The 15,625-nt window shown below is 61.3% G+C and carries 12 protein-coding genes; 11 read left to right on the forward strand and 1 reads right to left on the reverse strand.

Annotation, left to right across the window (positions count from 1 at the left end):
- Window positions 1–122: 122 nt before the first annotated feature.
- The 6 genes from B5F40_RS09360 to B5F40_RS09385 all read left to right on the forward strand — a co-directional run bounded on the left by B5F40_RS09360 (window position 123) and on the right by B5F40_RS09385 (window position 5,228).
- On the forward strand, window positions 123–1,358 hold the full coding sequence (locus B5F40_RS09360) for an L-lactate MFS transporter (RefSeq protein ID WP_087194068.1): 1,236 nt from the start codon (window positions 123–125) through the stop codon (window positions 1,356–1,358).
- 104 nt (window positions 1,359–1,462) lie between these two features.
- Entirely contained in the window at window positions 1,463–2,161 is a 699-nt protein-coding gene (locus B5F40_RS09365; protein WP_087194069.1) for an EthD domain-containing protein, read from the forward strand.
- A gap of 68 nt (window positions 2,162–2,229) precedes the next feature.
- Window positions 2,230–3,126, forward strand: coding sequence for an SDR family NAD(P)-dependent oxidoreductase (locus tag B5F40_RS09370; RefSeq protein ID WP_087194070.1), 897 nt, complete (start codon window positions 2,230–2,232; stop codon window positions 3,124–3,126).
- A gap of 52 nt (window positions 3,127–3,178) precedes the next feature.
- The gene (locus B5F40_RS09375) at window positions 3,179–3,934 is read left to right on the forward strand and encodes an SDR family NAD(P)-dependent oxidoreductase (protein ID WP_087194071.1); all 756 of its coding nucleotides are present in this window, start codon (window positions 3,179–3,181) and stop codon (window positions 3,932–3,934) included.
- Between the two features lie 28 nt (window positions 3,935–3,962).
- Window positions 3,963–4,712 (forward strand): SDR family NAD(P)-dependent oxidoreductase, encoded by a 750-nt coding sequence (locus B5F40_RS09380; protein ID WP_087194072.1) that lies wholly within the window; start codon window positions 3,963–3,965, stop codon window positions 4,710–4,712.
- A gap of 24 nt (window positions 4,713–4,736) precedes the next feature.
- Window positions 4,737–5,228: a nuclear transport factor 2 family protein gene (locus B5F40_RS09385; protein WP_087194073.1), complete on the forward strand. Its 492-nt coding sequence runs from the start codon at window positions 4,737–4,739 to the stop codon at window positions 5,226–5,228.
- Window positions 5,229–5,700: 472 nt separating this feature from the next.
- Here the strand turns inward: B5F40_RS09385 and B5F40_RS09390 are convergent, their stop codons facing one another.
- Complete coding sequence (locus B5F40_RS09390; protein WP_087194074.1) at window positions 5,701–7,467, reverse strand: FAD-dependent oxidoreductase; 1,767 nt, start codon at window positions 7,465–7,467, stop codon at window positions 5,701–5,703.
- Window positions 7,468–7,643: 176 nt separating this feature from the next.
- Here B5F40_RS09390 and B5F40_RS09395 point away from each other — a divergent pair, with 176 nt between their 5' ends.
- The 5 genes from B5F40_RS09395 (at window position 7,644) to B5F40_RS09415 (ending at window position 15,446) form a co-directional block, all read left to right on the forward strand.
- Window positions 7,644–9,197, forward strand: coding sequence for a helix-turn-helix domain-containing protein (locus B5F40_RS09395; RefSeq protein WP_162610947.1), 1,554 nt, complete (start codon window positions 7,644–7,646; stop codon window positions 9,195–9,197).
- Window positions 9,187–11,481 carry an N-6 DNA methylase gene (locus tag B5F40_RS09400; RefSeq protein ID WP_087194076.1) on the forward strand — a complete coding sequence of 765 codons (2,295 nt, stop codon included), beginning with the start codon at window positions 9,187–9,189 and terminating at the stop codon, window positions 11,479–11,481. Before B5F40_RS09395 ends, B5F40_RS09400 begins: the two co-directional genes overlap by 11 nt.
- A 336-nt stretch (window positions 11,482–11,817) precedes the next feature.
- A complete protein-coding gene (locus tag B5F40_RS09405; RefSeq protein ID WP_087194077.1) occupies window positions 11,818–12,066 on the forward strand; it encodes a DUF3784 domain-containing protein in 249 nt (82 codons plus the stop codon).
- Window positions 12,067–12,623: 557 nt separating this feature from the next.
- Window positions 12,624–13,187 carry a GNAT family N-acetyltransferase gene (locus tag B5F40_RS09410; RefSeq protein WP_087194078.1) on the forward strand — a complete coding sequence of 188 codons (564 nt, stop codon included), beginning with the start codon at window positions 12,624–12,626 and terminating at the stop codon, window positions 13,185–13,187.
- A gap of 168 nt (window positions 13,188–13,355) precedes the next feature.
- Window positions 13,356–15,446 (forward strand): glutamine synthetase III family protein, encoded by a 2,091-nt coding sequence (locus B5F40_RS09415; protein ID WP_087194079.1) that lies wholly within the window; start codon window positions 13,356–13,358, stop codon window positions 15,444–15,446.
- The last annotated feature ends 179 nt before the right edge of the window (window positions 15,447–15,625 follow it).

Raw genomic sequence — 15,625 nt, forward strand, 5'->3', positions numbered from 1 at the left:
ATGAGATTGGGTGCGGTTTTGCGTCGAAGGAGGTGATTGCATAGCGAGACAGGATCTTCATGCGAAACGAACCGATTTTCGTTTCGGAAGAAAGTTTCGAAGGAAAGCAAGGAGGAGAACGTATGTCAGTTAAAACGTATCGCCGTGGGGTCATTTTGATCTGCGCGGCCTTGTGCGGAGCGCTGACGGCATCGCTGAATATCTGGAGCATTTTTCAGAAGCCCTTAATGGAGGCATATGGGTTTTCGCCTCAGTCGGTGTCGTTCGCCTATACTATCGTCATCGCGATGATTGGCCTGAGCGGCCCCATTGGCGGATGGTTGCAGCGCAAGGTGCCCGCCCATATCATCATGACCATTGCTGGCATCGGCTTCGGATTGGGCTGGTTCCTTACGGGTTTTGCCAGTAGCATTCCCGTCCTGTATGTGACATTTGGTCTATTGGTGGGTGTGTGCGACGGCATATGCTACAACCTTTCTCTCGCCATCGCTACACGATGGTATCCTGACAAGCGAGGATTCGCCAACGGCGTCGCTTTGGCCATCATGGCCATCTACCCATTGTTCTCGGCCCCAGCTGGCAACATGATCATCGAGAACTTTAATGTGAGTATCGCATTCAACATTGTGGGCGTGTTCTGCATCGTTGGTTTCATAGTCCTGTCCCGTTTCTTGAAGATGCCTGCAGTTGATTACAAGCCCGAAGGATGGGTGCCACCGATTGAGAGCAATGCCAAGCACGTGAGGAACTATACGTCTGGCGAAATGCTGAGGACTCCGTTCTTCTGGATTTTGCTGTTGTTCTTCGGCACTGTAGCCTGCACCGGTGTGATGATGTTGTCCACTGTGTCTTTGATAGGCCAGGTTCAGGCTGGTATGGATGCAGCTATGGGCGCTCTTATGGTGGGCATTTTCGCTGTTGCCAACGGAGCAGGTCGCTTGGGGCTCGGAGCCGTCTCAGACAAATTCGGGCGCTTCCAAACCATGTTCGTTGCCGTGGCGGTGACAGCGGTCATTCACTTGTTCCTGTTCGCCAACGCTACAAGCTCCCTGATCTTCATTGTGGAAGCATGCATACTGGGCGTCTGCTTCGGCGGCATCATGGCCATCATGCCGTCGGTATGTGCGGATGCCTACGGTCCGGGCAATGCTGGACAAAATTACGGCTTCATGTTCATTGGCTATACGTTGGCATCGTTCATTGGGCCAGTGATATCCGCAAATGCCCTGGCAACCACGGGCAGCTACAGTTCGGCATTTCCCATTCTCGGGTTGCTATGCCTTGCTGGTCTCGTGCTTTTGGTGCTTGCGTGGATGTTCTACAAAAAGATGAAGGCCAAGGAAGAGGCAAGTGCGTAAGGTCGTTGTGCCTAATCGCAGATAGCTACCTGTGAAGCTGCGCGTCTGGGTGCGCAGCTGATAAACAGGACGGTTCCACAAACGTTCCAAGGAAGGAGTTCGACATGATTTCCAGGATCAGCTTGCTGAAACGCCGCGAGGGGATTTCCGAACATGCATTTCGAGAGGCGATGATGGACGATGTGCGAAAGGTTGTCGCCTCTATGCCCGAGCTTAGGAAGTGCGAGATCAATTTTGTCACTGATCGCCAGCAACGTTCCCATTTAGGTCGCGGGGCCATCGACATCGATGGGTTTATCGAGATGTTTTTTGACAGCTACGGCGACATGCAGGAGGCGTATCGCCAGTCTGGCGATACGGTGCTGACCGCTTTGGAGCCGATTGTTGAAACTCCCCTTTCCACATTGGTGGTCGTGAAGAAGAAGGATACGCTCGTTCCGGCCTATCTTGATGGGAAAGCGATCAAGCGGGTTTCCTTCTGCGATCGCAAAGAGGGCGTCGATGCCATGACGTTCCATGACGAATGGTGGTACACCCATTCTGTGCTCGTGAAGCTGATGAGCGGGTACTGCGGGTACAACCAGAACCTCGTCGTCGATCGTCTGGTGGCGGAAAAGCCCGTTCATTATGCCGACCTGCCCGTCGAAGGCATGGTGGAGTTTTGGTTCGAGGACATGGATGCTTTTGACGAGTGCTGTGGCACGGCGGGCTTCAAGCTGCGAGCCAGCGTGCATGCGGCCGAATTCATCGGCACGGTGACGACCTATTTCGTTGAAGCTGTTCCGGTGGAGCTGGCGAAGTAAACGGCCTGTCGGCCGCGTTGCGAAGCTCAGCGCTGCGCGGCCTTCGTCGAGGGAAGGTAGGAATTGCAATGAAGTCAAAGCGTTCCGAATTTTTCGACAACGCCATTGTCTCTGGTCCCGGTCAGAAGGAGTTCGAAGAGAAGATCTACGCTGAGGCGCAAGCCAAGCGTTGGCCTCGCGTCGCCGAAGGGGAGGGCAAGTTCGAGGGCCAGGTGGCCATCGTCACCGGTGCGGCGGGCGGTCAGGGCGAAATGGAAGCGAAGATGATCGCCCAGCAGGGTGCCAAAGTGTACATGGCCGATATCGAAGAAGAGGGGCTGAAGCGCGTCGAGGCCGCCATCAACGCCGACGGCGGGGAGGCTGTGGCGTTTCCGATGGATGTTGCCGATGAGGATGCCTGGCGGGCGTTCGTCAAAAAGGTGCTCGACGAGAGCGGTCGGCTCGATGTGCTCGTCAACAACGCCGGCATGTGCCAGAACGGCACCGTTCTCACCGAGACGCGAGAATCGCTCAATCGCATCATGGACGTGGACTGCTGGGGGGTGTTCAACGGCATGCACTACTGCGCACCCGCCATCATCGAATCGGGCGGTGGGACCATTGTGAACACGTGTTCGTACCAAGGCACGCATTTTGGGCCAGGAAGTTTCATCGGCTACGCGATGGCCAAGGCGGCTGTCATGGGCATGACGCGCGCCGCCGCCACCGATCTGGGAGCGTACGGTATTCGCGTCAACGCCGTCAATCCCGGCTTGGTGCTTTCTGGCATGACGCTTCCTCGTGGTCAAAACCGCAAAGGGTTGGTGGAAGCGTCCTCTATGAAGCGTTATGCGCTGCCCGAGGAAATAGCGTCAGTCGTCGTGTTTCTTGCTTCCGATGATTCGAGTTTCATCAACGGCGAGTTCATCGCAGCTGATGGAGGCGCTACGACTTATCTTCACTTGGCAACAGCCGACGAGAGGTGACGGCATGCCGAAAAGGCCGTTCGGGTCGGACTGCGTGGAAGAGGGGTGTATCATGACTCGATTTGACAACAAGGTCGTGCTGGTGACCGGGGCTGCGAATGGGATCGGACGCTGCATGGTCGAGCGTTTCCTAAAAGAAGGCGTCGAGGAGCTCGTTGCGGTCGATATCGAAGTCGACACGCTCGAGGATGCGTTCGGCGACGAAGAGCGCGTCCATACCATTACATGCGACGTGACTGACTACGATGCTGTGCATCGCATGGTGGACGAGGCCGTCGAGAAGTACGGTCGTATCGACATCCTTATGAACAACGCCGGGATCTGCTTCAAGGACGGAGAGAAATACGGCATGCTCACGTGCCCGAAGGAAGCGTGGGATCGCGTGGTCGCCACCAATCTGAACGGCTCGTTCTACGTGGCACAGGCCGTGGCTCAGCGTATGGTGGAGAGGAAGACGAAGGGCGTTATCGTCAACACGTCCTCGAACACGTTCCGTTTCATCCCGAAGTACCTCGGAGCCTACCCGGCGACCAAGGCGGCTATCTCCATTTACACGAAGCAGTTCGCCAAGGAGCTTGCCGAGTACGGCATACGCGTCAACGCGTTCGGGCCTGGCACGACGAAGACCCGCATGAGCGAGCCGACCCGTTCGAACCCGAAGATGAACGAGCAGTTCTTGAACGATATTCCCATGCACCGCTACGGCGAAGTGAGGGAGGCTGTGGATACGGCGCTGTTCCTCGCTTCCGAAGAGTCCTCTTTCATGTTGGGAGAGATTATCTTCGAGGACGGCGGGCAGAGCCTCTAGCCGTAGCTCGATAAGGAGGATGATGACGATGGAGAGAGAGCGGTTTGTAGACAAAATCGCGTTGGTCACCGGTGGCGCCAATGGCTTGGGGCGCGGCATGGTGGAGCAGCTTGTAAAGGAAGGCGCTCAGGTTGCCGTCTTCGATATCGAGGACGATACGATGGAGGAGGCGTTCGACGGCAATGATCGCGTCTATTGCGTGCATTGCGACGTGCGCGACTACGACCAGGTGCAAAAAGGTGTTCAAAACGTTATCGAACGGTACGGACGCATCGACGTGCTCATGAACAACGCCGGAATCGTTCATCGACAGGGGTTTCTCGAGTGTAGCAAGGAGGGCTGGCTCGATGTAATGGACACGAATCTGAATGGCGTGTTCTACGTTGGTCAGGCCGTTGCGCGCACGATGGTCGATCTCGGCGTTGAAGGGTGCATTGTGAACACGTGCTCAAATACCTCGCGCAAGACCGTTGCTGGCGTCACCCCGTACGGTCCATCGAAAGCCGCAGTGAAGATGCTCACGCAGATCATGGCGCTTGAACTTGCGAAATACGGCATACATGTAAATGCGGTTGCTCCGGGGACGTCGCGGACTCGCATCGCTGCCGGAACGATCAACGATCCCGAAAGGAGCGCTGCGTTTTTGGCCAAGATGCCGTTCGGGCGTTACGGCGAGGTCCGCGAGATGGTAAGCGTTGCCCTGTTTCTGGCTTCGGAGGACGCATCGTTCATCACGGGGGAAACCATCTATGAAGAAGGCGGGTTCAGTTTGCCGTAGATCATCGCTGGAAGGGGAGCAGGCATGACGACGTTGGAAGATTTGGAGCGTCGATTACAGGACTTGGAAGACATCAGAGCTATAGAGCGACTCCAAGCCGAGTACTGGGATGCTCTCGACGCGAAGGACTGGAATGGACTGCGGGCTTGCCTTGCCGAAGATTTCGTGTTCGTCAACAACACGACGGGAGGGCGTTATGAGGGGCGCGAGGGAATGATCGCCACGATGCGAGCCAAGTTCGCCGATGGCGTCACGTCGAGCCATCATGGTCATCATCACTGGATTGATCTGACCGGCGATGGGACGGCTGTTTCGCATTGGGCCCTCCAAGACGATCTGTACGACGCGAAGCATGGCGGCGAGTTTGTTGGTCGCGCTCATTACGATAATGCGTACGAGAAAATCGATGGACAGTGGCGTTTCACGAGAATGTCCTTGACGTACTTGCGTGGGGAGGCCTCCATCAAGAAGAGCTTGGACGACTGTGCCAATGCATACAAGGTGTTCATGATGTAGCGTGGCGGTTTGTCGATGCCGATATCGTTGCGGTGCGCCGCAAGCGCGAAGCTCGTTCGGCTGCAACGAGCGCCCGGAACTTTCATGGGTCCTGCGGGTCGTGCGGCTTCCGCGGCGGATCTCTGCGGGAAACCTCGCCCGCGTCTTGATCGGGGCGCCGCCCTTCAAGGATGTGTGCTGCATCCGAAGCCCGTCGCGTTGGGGTATGCGGCGGGCTTCGCTCAGGCTGCGATCTAAAGACGAAGCGCGAGGCCGAGGCGCTTGGCGCTTGGCGCGCGATCAGGCGCATCCCCTCATCGACGACGAGCCGCATGCGATCATCGGCTCGGCGAAGGTCGGCGGCGCTTTACTATAAAGTTCGGGGGGCATGTTTTGGAGCGCGCTGGGGCCGAGGGAGGGAGGATGGCCCCAGCGCGCCTCGGAAAGTGTGCGGTCGGCGGGCGCGAGCGCGGGCCGACCGCCGGAAATTCGGTTACGCTTTGGCGAGGTCCTTGCCCAGCATGTAGGCGAAGGTGTTGCAGTTCATGCCCAGATTGTGGCCGCAGATGGCGAAGTTGTAGCAGTTCGCGTAGCTGTCGCCCACCATGATGCCCAGATTGTACAGGCCCTTGATCGGCTCGTTCTGCTCGTCGCACACTTGCATGTTCTCGTTGGTGCGCAGGCCTCCCGTCACGCAGAGGAAGTTGGAGGGGTTCATCTCGAGCTTGCACCCGTAAAACGGCCCTTCCTTGATCGGCGCGAGGAGCGCAGGGTTTTTATGGAAGTCGTCGTCGTGTTTCGCCTCGCACAGCTCGTTGTAGCGTTCGACCGACTTCTTCGCGTTCTCGGGGTCGAGCCCGTCAAGCTGCGCGATGACCTCTTCGACCGTGTCGCCTTTGACGAACGTTCCCTTCCCCACGTTGCTGTCCCACGAGGCGAGCTGCTCTTCGGGCGTGGTCGGGTTCTTGCCTTCGTTCTCCACGATGGTGGTGCCGAACGTTTCCCAGCTGTCGAACCAGTTCGCATAGGCGGCGTCCCAGATGCCGTAGCGCGTCATGTCGGGCTGCATCATCATGGCGTAGGTGCCGTACGAGAAGATGACGTCTTCGTTCGAGTAGCGCTCGCCCTTCTTGTTGAGCAGCAGCCCCGAGAAGTCGGCAATCGACTGGCGGTACGGCATGGGGCCCACGGCGTCGATCATGGGCGCGTTCGGAAGCGTTTGCTGCCAAGCGGCGCCTACCCACAGCCCCATCTTCTGGCCGTCGCCCGGCCCGAGGCCGCCGAACTGGAACATGGCGTCGTAATCCACTTCGTTGTACTGCAAAAGCGGTGCGACCCAAGAGCAGTACTTCGCCATCATGTCCCGGTTGGCAGAGAAGTCTCCCGTCGCGAGCACGATGGCTTTCCTGCCTACGTACTTCACGTAGTTGCCGTCGGGGTCTTTGGCGACGATGGCGGAGACGCGTCCGGTGTTGTCGTCCTCGCGGACGAGGTACTGCCCGACGGTGCTGTAGTGGATCTGGCCGCCCTGCTCTTTGATCTTCTCCTCATACATGGCGATGACAAGGTTCTCGCCCGTGGCCGCTCCCGACTCATTGCCGTCCGCCTGCTCCACCCAGTTATGGGATCCTGGGTGCGCGGTGAACACGCCCTCGGTGTCGGTGTAGCCGATCTCCATCGTTGTGATGTAGCCCTTCGCTTCCATGAGGTCGATGAGCCAGTTCATGGTGGTGGCGCTGTTGTTGACCCACTTGTACCACTTCTTCTGGTCAACCCGGTAGCCGTTGCGTGCCAGCTCCTGGCGGATGAAGCCATCGACGGTATCTTTCGTGTAGTCGGTGATGCCCAGTCGCTCATGGAATTTCGTTCCGATGCCATGGTTGGATCCGCCGCGCGCAACCGGCTGGGAGCTGGCGGCGAACAGGATCACATCGGCCCCTTCTTCCGTGGCGGACGCTGCGCAGGCCAAGCCGGACACGCCTGCTCCCACGACGATGATGTCGGCCTCGTAGGTTTGGACGATCTCGCTTTCGGCAACGGGCTCGGGCGCGACCTCGAACGACCAGGTTCCCTTGTCGATGGTCTCGGCGTTCAGCTGCCCCGCGGTTCCGGAGCCCGTCGAAGCGTTCGACGACGCTTCATTGCTGGCGCCTCCGTTCGCGGCGCACCCCACCAATCCGAACGCGGCAGTTCCCGCGCCTGCGAGCATCGCGCCTTTGAGGAAACTGCGGCGATCGAAGGCCGCTCCCTTGGTGTTCATACGCTCCTCCTTAATCTCCCGGCATGCAGAACCGCATGCGTGCCCAACGGTTCGCAGTGTACGAACATTTCGTCGGAAAACCTCACATGGCATGGGTGAATTTCGCCGTTTTCACCCACGAAAAGGGAGCGGGGACGGTATGGTGGCATCATGGGAGGAGCATCGGGGAGGGTGCCATGTTGAGGAAGGTGTCGCGCGCGTTCGACGCATACAGCGTCGGATTTGCCATCTATCTGACTTTGAGCTCCACATCGGCATGGGGGCTGTTGCGCATCGCATCCATGACGTCGGTGTCGTTCAGCGGCATGGACGGCGTTGAGACGGTGCGGTCGATCGGCTACATCGGCGTCTTGCTTGCGTTCGGGCTGGGATGCCTCTGCTTCCCGTCGCAATGCAAACGCGACACCACGTACCATTCGACCGTGTGCCTCACGCTGGGGTATGTGGGGCTGTTCGCGACGGTGGTCGTGAGGAATGCCGCGTTGCAGAACCTCTCGGCGTTTCTCGTCGGGGCGGGATCGTCCTTGTCCTTCGTGATGTGGCAGCGACTGTTTTCCGAGCAGGATGCGGACATCGCCTCGCGACGGATCGTCGCCGGATCCGCGCTGTCGGCGGTGCTCTACCTCGTTGTGGCATGCATCGCCTCGTATTGGCTGTACGCTATCGCGGTTCTGGGCATCGTGGCGCTCAACGCGCTGTTTTTGCGTCGATGCCGCGGGGGCGTGTTCCGACGGGATTCTTCGGGCATAGTCGTTGGGCAGAGCGGCGGCGCCACGCTTGCGAACATCGTGTCCAGCACATGGCGCTACATGCTGTGCATCGCGGCCATCGGCTACGTCGGCGGAGTGTCGCGCATGTTCGCCCAGCAAAGCGGAAGCGATTCGTCCGTCTTGAACGTGACGCTCGCCCTGGGGATGCTGGTTGCGGCCGGAGGCCTGGCCTTGATGTGGGACAAAGTGCACGGTCGCCTTTCTTTTCCGGCGGTGTACGCCGCGGTGTTTCTCGCGGTGATGACCGGATTTCTATTCCTTCCGTTTTTCGACGCGGGCTACCGCATGCTGTTCGCTGGCGTGGCGAACGCGGCGTTCTCGCTTGTGTCCATCTTCATGATGATCACCTGCATCAAGATCGCCCACTTGCGCCAAGTGGATCCGATCGCGGTGTTCGGCGTGTTCTCGAGCATCGTGTACGGCGGGGTGCTGATAGGACGCGCCGTAGGCGATGCCCTGGGACAGACGTACGACGTGTCGCAGATCCTCGTCATCGCGCTCATGTCGACCTACGTGCTTTCGTTTGCGGGGGTTGTGGTCAACTTGCGGCGCAGGGAGAAGGCCGACCGGGCGTTCGACCCTATCGGCGGCGACGTCGAGTCCGAGCCCGAAGGCGCCGTGCCCTCCGTTGGGGACGGCGGTTCGGCGGTGCGTCCGTCTGGCGGGCATTCTGCGCCTCGCCCCCTCGTGCGCAACGTCATCGTGGCGCAGGACATGGTTCCCGTGTACAGCCGTCTGCTGAAAAAGACCTACGGGCTGTCCAACCGCGAGACCGACGTGCTCGAGCTGATCATGCGCGGCCGCGACGTGGCGCGTATGGCGGAGACGCTGTTCGTGTCGGAGAACACCGTGCGCTCGCACTGCAAGAACCTGTATCGGAAGCTCGACGTCCACAATCGGCAGCAGGTGTTCGATTTGGTCGAGGAGTTCAGAAAGAGGGAGGAATACGATGGCGATTGAGATGAAGCGCTTGGAAGAGGTCGCGCGCTTGTTCGATGATCGCTGCGCGCCCGTGCGCGGGGCGCAGCGCCTTCTGCGGAAGGGCCCGTACCGTCTCTACGTCGAGACGGGCTTCGTCCCGTTTGACGATTACGCCTTCGAGGGGCGGTTCCTCCTGCTGGGGTCGGTGTGCAACGTGGAGGCTCCCACAGGGTGCTTGCAGGTGACGGAGGCGCGCGGGAAGTTCTCGGCGACCGACTTATACCATGTGATCGCATGCGACGACGATGAGGACACCGCTTACTTGCGGCATGTGCTCTCGCGCATCCCGGCCTCCGCGCATGCAGACATGGGAGGGCAGATCGTGCGGCTCACCGAGAGCAGCTTGCGGCATATTCCCGTACCATGGCCCGATGCGCGTGTTCGCCGCGCGGTGAGACGCCGACTGGACGAATGCGAAGCGTTCGAGCGCGATTGCGCGTCGCGCAATCGGCGCCTGTTCGAGAAAGGGGTCGAAACCTACCGCGAAGCCGCGAGGCGCTCGGCGCGTGCGATGGAGCTGGGAACCGCGTGCGCGGTGCGCGGGGGATCGCCTCTCTCGGCCGACAGGCGCAGCGCGAAGGGCGCGTTGCCGGTCGTCTCGTCGCAGGGCGTCGTGGCGCGCACGGACGAGGTGGGGGTGAGCGGTCCGTGCGTCGTCGTGGGTCAGGCAGGACAGTACCTCGTGGCGCACATGATGCCCGAAGGCGCGTATCCTTTGGCCGATACGGTTGCCTTGACCGTGGATTCGTCCTCCCCGCTGACCGTGGACGCCCTCGTGTTCGCGCTCGCCTCATTGGGCATTCGTCCGCGCCTTCGAGTGGTCGACCATGTGGTTGAGGCGCTGGCGTTGCCGCTCGAGAAGCTTGCCGCGTTGGAGGTCCCCCTGATCGGGGAGGATGAGAGAGATGCGCGCCACGCCGAGATGCGGGCGATCTTGCAGGAGATCGAGGCGCGCGAGCGCGAGGCGAGGACGGCTCGTGCGGCCGCCGCCGCGCTGGTCGACGGTTTGCTCGCAGGACGCGAAGAGGCCGTCGCGCCTCTTTCCGGGCCGACGGCGCGCGAGGAGCTTGAGGCTCTCGTGCGGGATGTTCGGTCGGATCTCCCCTGTGCGGAGGGCGCGGTCGCATCGATGTTCGACGCGGCATGGGAGGTGCTGCCGGTGCTGTTCGTGCGGTTGGCGGACGGCGGCGCATCTTGGGCGCGCGTTCTTTCGGCCGAGGATCCCCTGAAGCAGGTCGATGCGGAGCTCGAGTGCTTCGCGGCTCGAGACGAAGGGCTGTCGTTTTTGGGCGATCTCGCTTTGAGCACGTCGTCGTTGGACGCCTCGTCGCAGCGGCGCATGGTCGAGCGGGTGCGCGACCTGCGGATCGGCCATGAGGGAGGGGCGCTGCTTCGTTGGCTCGCCCTGAGAAACGAGCTCGATCCGGACGCGCCGTGCCCCGCTTCCGTCAGCGGCCTCGTCGCGCGCATCGCGCTCGCGTTCAATCCTTCGGCCGTGCAAGCCTACGATCCGCACCTGGGCACAGGCGATGCGCTCGCGTCGTTTCGGCGACTCGTTCCTGCGGTGCGCTGCAGCGGTCAGACCGTCCGCTTCTCCGACGCGCTTGCGGCGAAGATGGCTGCGCGTTGCGAAGGGTGGTCCTTCGACGACGGCGCGCTGGCCGTTGGCTCCGCGTTGAGCGATGACGCGCATGCGGGCGAACTGGCTGACGTGGTGGTGTCGGTTCTGCCTCCCAATCAGGGGGAATGGACCGATCGCGCGCCCGACCCCGACGATGCGCGTTGGAAGTTTGGCATTCCCCCGAGAAACAAGGCGAACCTCGCATGGGTGCAGCAGGCGTTTGCCCATCGGGCTTCGGGCGGCATCGCGGTGTTAGCGGCGAGCAACGCCGTGCTGCACGAATCAAGGGGTTGCGAGCCCCGCGTGCGCGCTGCCATGATCTCGTCGGGATGCGTTCGCGCGGTCGTGTCGCTGCCCGGCGGCCTGTTCGACGACGGGCGGGCCCCTCTCAGCATCGTCGTCCTCGGCGATGAGCGAACGGCGCCGTTCGAGACGCTGTTCGTCAATGCGCTGGAATGCGGCGTTCCTGGCGCGTCTGCGGCGGCGCGCGAGCTTCCGATCAGAGCGTGCGAGCGTATTGTGTCGACGGTTGAGCGTTGGGCCGCGACCGGCTCGTGCCCGTCTGCCCCCGGGTTTGCGCGCAGCGTGCCGGTGCGCGAGATTGCCGCCGCGGGAGATCTCGCACCTTGGTCGTACGTGTGAGCGGGAGTCCCTAGGGGAAGGGGGCCGCAACCCTCTCGAAGCATTCCGCCACGCGTTAGATGGCCGCATGTCGGGCTCCTTTTCTTCCGCTGGCGTGCTGTCGTATGCCGGCGATGCGGGCGTGCGATCGATGCTCTTTACGCAGCTGTCGTGTGGCCTGTCGGGGTTGGCGTCAGCTATGTTGGGGCTGCGGACGCCGGCGGGTGTTTGCCGTCATGGTTGTCAATGGCGTTGCGCTGGCGAACGGCTCAGTAATAGGAGTGGATGCAGAGGGCGTCCTAGCGCCTGCCGCAGCACTCCGATACAATTGCCTTACCCCAATTGGATTGGAGTTCGATGATGGGCGACGTCATTACAGCAATCGTGCTAGCGCCGCTATGCCTCGTTTTCGTGGTTTGGGGAATCCTCTTGATCATGGGCAAGGCGTATCGGAGCATAGCGGGGAACCAGGAGGCAAGCGAAGAGGAAATCCAAGTGCAGAAGCAAGGTGGCCTCGGCAAAGTGCTTGGCGGTTTGATGTTGCTCGTTGCGTGCGTCATTGGCTTTCAGCTGTTCTTCTCGCTCTCTGCAATATTTGCTCTGTAGGCAATGGCATGTTGGATTTTCGCATCGATGTTTGGCAATCAGCGATGTTGATGCGCCCTTGCTTGGCATGGCGCCATTTGCCGTGGGCGAACTCCCTTTTGTAGGGTGAGCATGTTTTGAGGTGCGGGAATGGGGCGATCGCCTTCGAGCGGTGTCGGATGGCGGGCGGGGGCGAGCGAAACCCTTCTCTTATATGCTTGAGCTTGCATGCTCCCGCTTGCCGATCAAACCGGAGTTGTCGGAATCGGACTGCTTGGATTGTGCGCTTCCTCGTCGGAAGCTCTGATTTGTGTCAGTTGATGTCGACGTGGCGCTCGTTGCGAGATCGTGCATCGTTGGATCGACGGCATTCGTCTCTTGGAAACCTGTAGGAGGGCAATGTCGTAGTCGGGCGCGCCGTTCGGCGCGTTTGGGCTTCGGTTCCGCTCGAGTTCTTAGCTTTCGCATCGGCCTCATCAAAGATCGGACCCAGATCGCGTTGCCGATGGTCGTTTCGGCACGCGATCGGGTACAATGCGAACACGATGCAGGCGTGGAAGAGGTGGGAAGGGGCGGGCATGTTGGAGGTGCGGGCGGCGCGAGTCGACGAGCTCGACACGGTTGTGGAATTCTACACGAGGATGATCGATGAAATGCGCGGCACGGATTTCGACGTGAGGTGGAGGCATGGCGAGCATCCTTCCGAGGGTTTTCTGCGGGCGTCGGTGGAGGCGGGCGAGGTGCTCGTGGGCGCGCTGGGCGCAGATGATCCCGACGCGCCCGCGGCGGTGGGCGCGTCGCGCCTCGCATGCGCGCTCGTTATGAACGGCGAAGCGGATCCCGGCTACGAACGAGGCGCGTGGCAGATCGAGGCGGCGCCGCGGGATGTGGCCGTGCTGCACGTGGTGGCCACGCTGCCCGCGTTCCACGGACGCGGATTCGCGCGTCAGCTGGTGAATGCCAGCGCGGATGCGGCGCGCGCGTCGGGCAAGAGGGCCGTGCGTCTGGACACGTTCGCTTCCAACCTGCGCGGACGCCGCCTCTACGAATCCTGCGGCTTTGCGTGCGCGGGCGAGTGCCCCTGTTTCTATCCGGGCATCGACCCGACCCTCGCCGCCGCCCTCTACGAGCGCGTGTTGTGACTTTCGCGTCGGTTGCGCTCGACGAAACCCCCTGGAAACATTCCGCCGTTAGTTTGATAACCGCATGTTGAATCCCTGTTTCCTCCGCTGGCCGTGCTATCGTATGCGGATGATGCAGGCGCGCGGCCGAAGCGGCGCGTGCGAAGACGAGGTAAGGAGCGCGCAGCCATGGCGATGGTTTCGGAGATCTACGGCTCGATGGTGTTCAACGAGCACACGATGCAGGAGCGTTTGCCCTCGGCGACGTACAAGAGCCTGCTCAAGACCATCAAGGAGGGCCAGCCGCTCGAGATCGAGGTGGCCAACGTCGTGGCGCACGCCATGAAGGAGTGGGCCATCGAGAAGGGCGCCACCCATTTCACCCACTGGTTCCAGCCGCTCACCGGCATCACGTCCGAGAAGCACGACAGTTTCCTCGACCCCATCGAGGACGGTCGCGCCATCATGAGCTTCTCCGGCAAGGAGCTCATCCAAGGCGAGCCCGATGCCTCGAGCTTCCCTTCCGGCGGCTTGCGCGCCACCTTCGAGGCGCGCGGCTACACCGCATGGGATCCCACCAGCTACGCGTTCATCAAAGACGAGGTGCTGTGCATCCCCACCGCGTTCTGCAGCTACACCGGCGAGGCGCTCGACAAGAAGACGCCGCTTTTGCGCTCGATGCACGCCGTGGAGGAGCAGGCGAACCGCGTGCTTGCGCTGTTCGGCTGGGAGCGGCAGCACATCGTGCCCACGCTCGGCGCCGAGCAGGAGTACTTCCTCATCTCCGAGAAGGACTACGCAAAGCGCCAAGACCTCGTCATGTGCGGCCGCACGCTGTTCGGCTACGCGCCGTGCAAGGGCCAGGAGCTGGAGGAGCACTACTTCGGCGCGATCCGCCCCACGGTCAACGAGTTCATGAAGGAGCTCGACGACGAGCTGTGGGCGCTCGGCGTGTCGGCGCGCACGAAGCACAACGAGGTGGCCCCCGCGCAGCACGAGCTGGCGCCCATCTTCACGAACGTGAACCGCGCCATCGACGAGAACCTGCTCACGATGGAGAAGATGCGCCTCCTGGCCAGTCATCACGGCCTCGTGTGCCTTCAGCACGAGAAGCCCTTCGAGGGTATCAACGGCAGCGGCAAGCACAACAACTGGTCGTTGTCTGCCGGCAAGAAGAACCTGTTCGACCCCGGCGAAAGCCCCATGGACAACCTGCGCTTTCTCGTGTTTCTCACCGGCGTCATCCAGGCGGTGGATGACTACCAGGAACTTTTGCGCATGTCCGTCGCATCTGCCGGCAACGATCATCGTCTCGGTGCGCACGAGGCGCCGCCGGCCATCGTCTCCATCTTCTTGGGAGACGAGCTGGACGCCATCGTGGACGCGCTCATCGACGGGCACGAGTACGCGAGCGCCGAGAAGGTGGCCATGGACTTGGGCGTGGCCGTGCTGCCGAACTTCCTCATCGACAACACCGACCGCAACCGCACTTCGCCGTTCGCGTTCACGGGCAACAAGTTCGAGTTCCGCATGCCGGGCTCGGCGGTGAACCTGTCCGACTGCAACATGATCCTCAACACGGCCATGGCGAAAAGCCTCAAGGATTTCGCCGACGCGATGGAGGGGAAGGCTGGCGAGGAGTTCGAGGCGGCGGCCATCGACTACATTCGCGAGACGCTCAAGCGCCATCAGCGCATCATCTTCAACGGCAACGGCTACGCCGACGAATGGCAGGAGGAGGCCGCCCGCCGAGGGCTCGCGAACCACCGCACCACGGCCGACGCGCTGCCGTGCTTTGTCGCGCCGGAGAGCATCGAGCTGTTCGAGACGTTCGGCGTGCTCACCGAGACGGAGGTGCGCAGCCGCTACGAGGTGAAGCTGGAGAAGTACAACAAGCTGATGAACATCGAGGCCCGCACGATGAAGCGCATGGTGCGCCGTGCGTACTTGCCCGCCATCAACAGCTACGCCGCCGAGGTGGCGCGCAACATCACCGCCATCCGCGCTGCGAGCCCGACGGCCCCTGTCGACCAGCAGGAAGAGTTGTTGCGCCGTCTGACCGAGGGCATTCGCGAGATCGACGCGCACCTGCGCGCCTTGGGCAAGCGCCATCACGAGACGCTTGAGATCGCCGACGAGCAGAAGAAGGCGGACACCTACGCGCACGAGATCGTTCCCATCATGGACAAGCTGCGTGCCGCCGTTGACGGGCTCGAGGTTCTCGTCGATCGCGATCACTGGCCGGTGCCCACGTACAACGACCTGCTGTTTTACGTGTAGGAGACGGGACCCCCCTTCGCGCTCTGCGCGAGGGGGGGGGTGATCGCGCATTCTCGAAAAACGCAGGGGAACGCAAAAATTCGAATATTTCTGTACCCCGATGGGGGTGCGGACGTTTTTCCGGACGGCCTAGGCGGCCAGCCCCAGCCGCCTCCTGCGGCCGGCTATCGTATCGTACA

Source organism: Gordonibacter sp. An230 (assembly GCF_002159915.1).
Taxonomy (GTDB): domain Bacteria; phylum Actinomycetota; class Coriobacteriia; order Coriobacteriales; family Eggerthellaceae; genus Rubneribacter.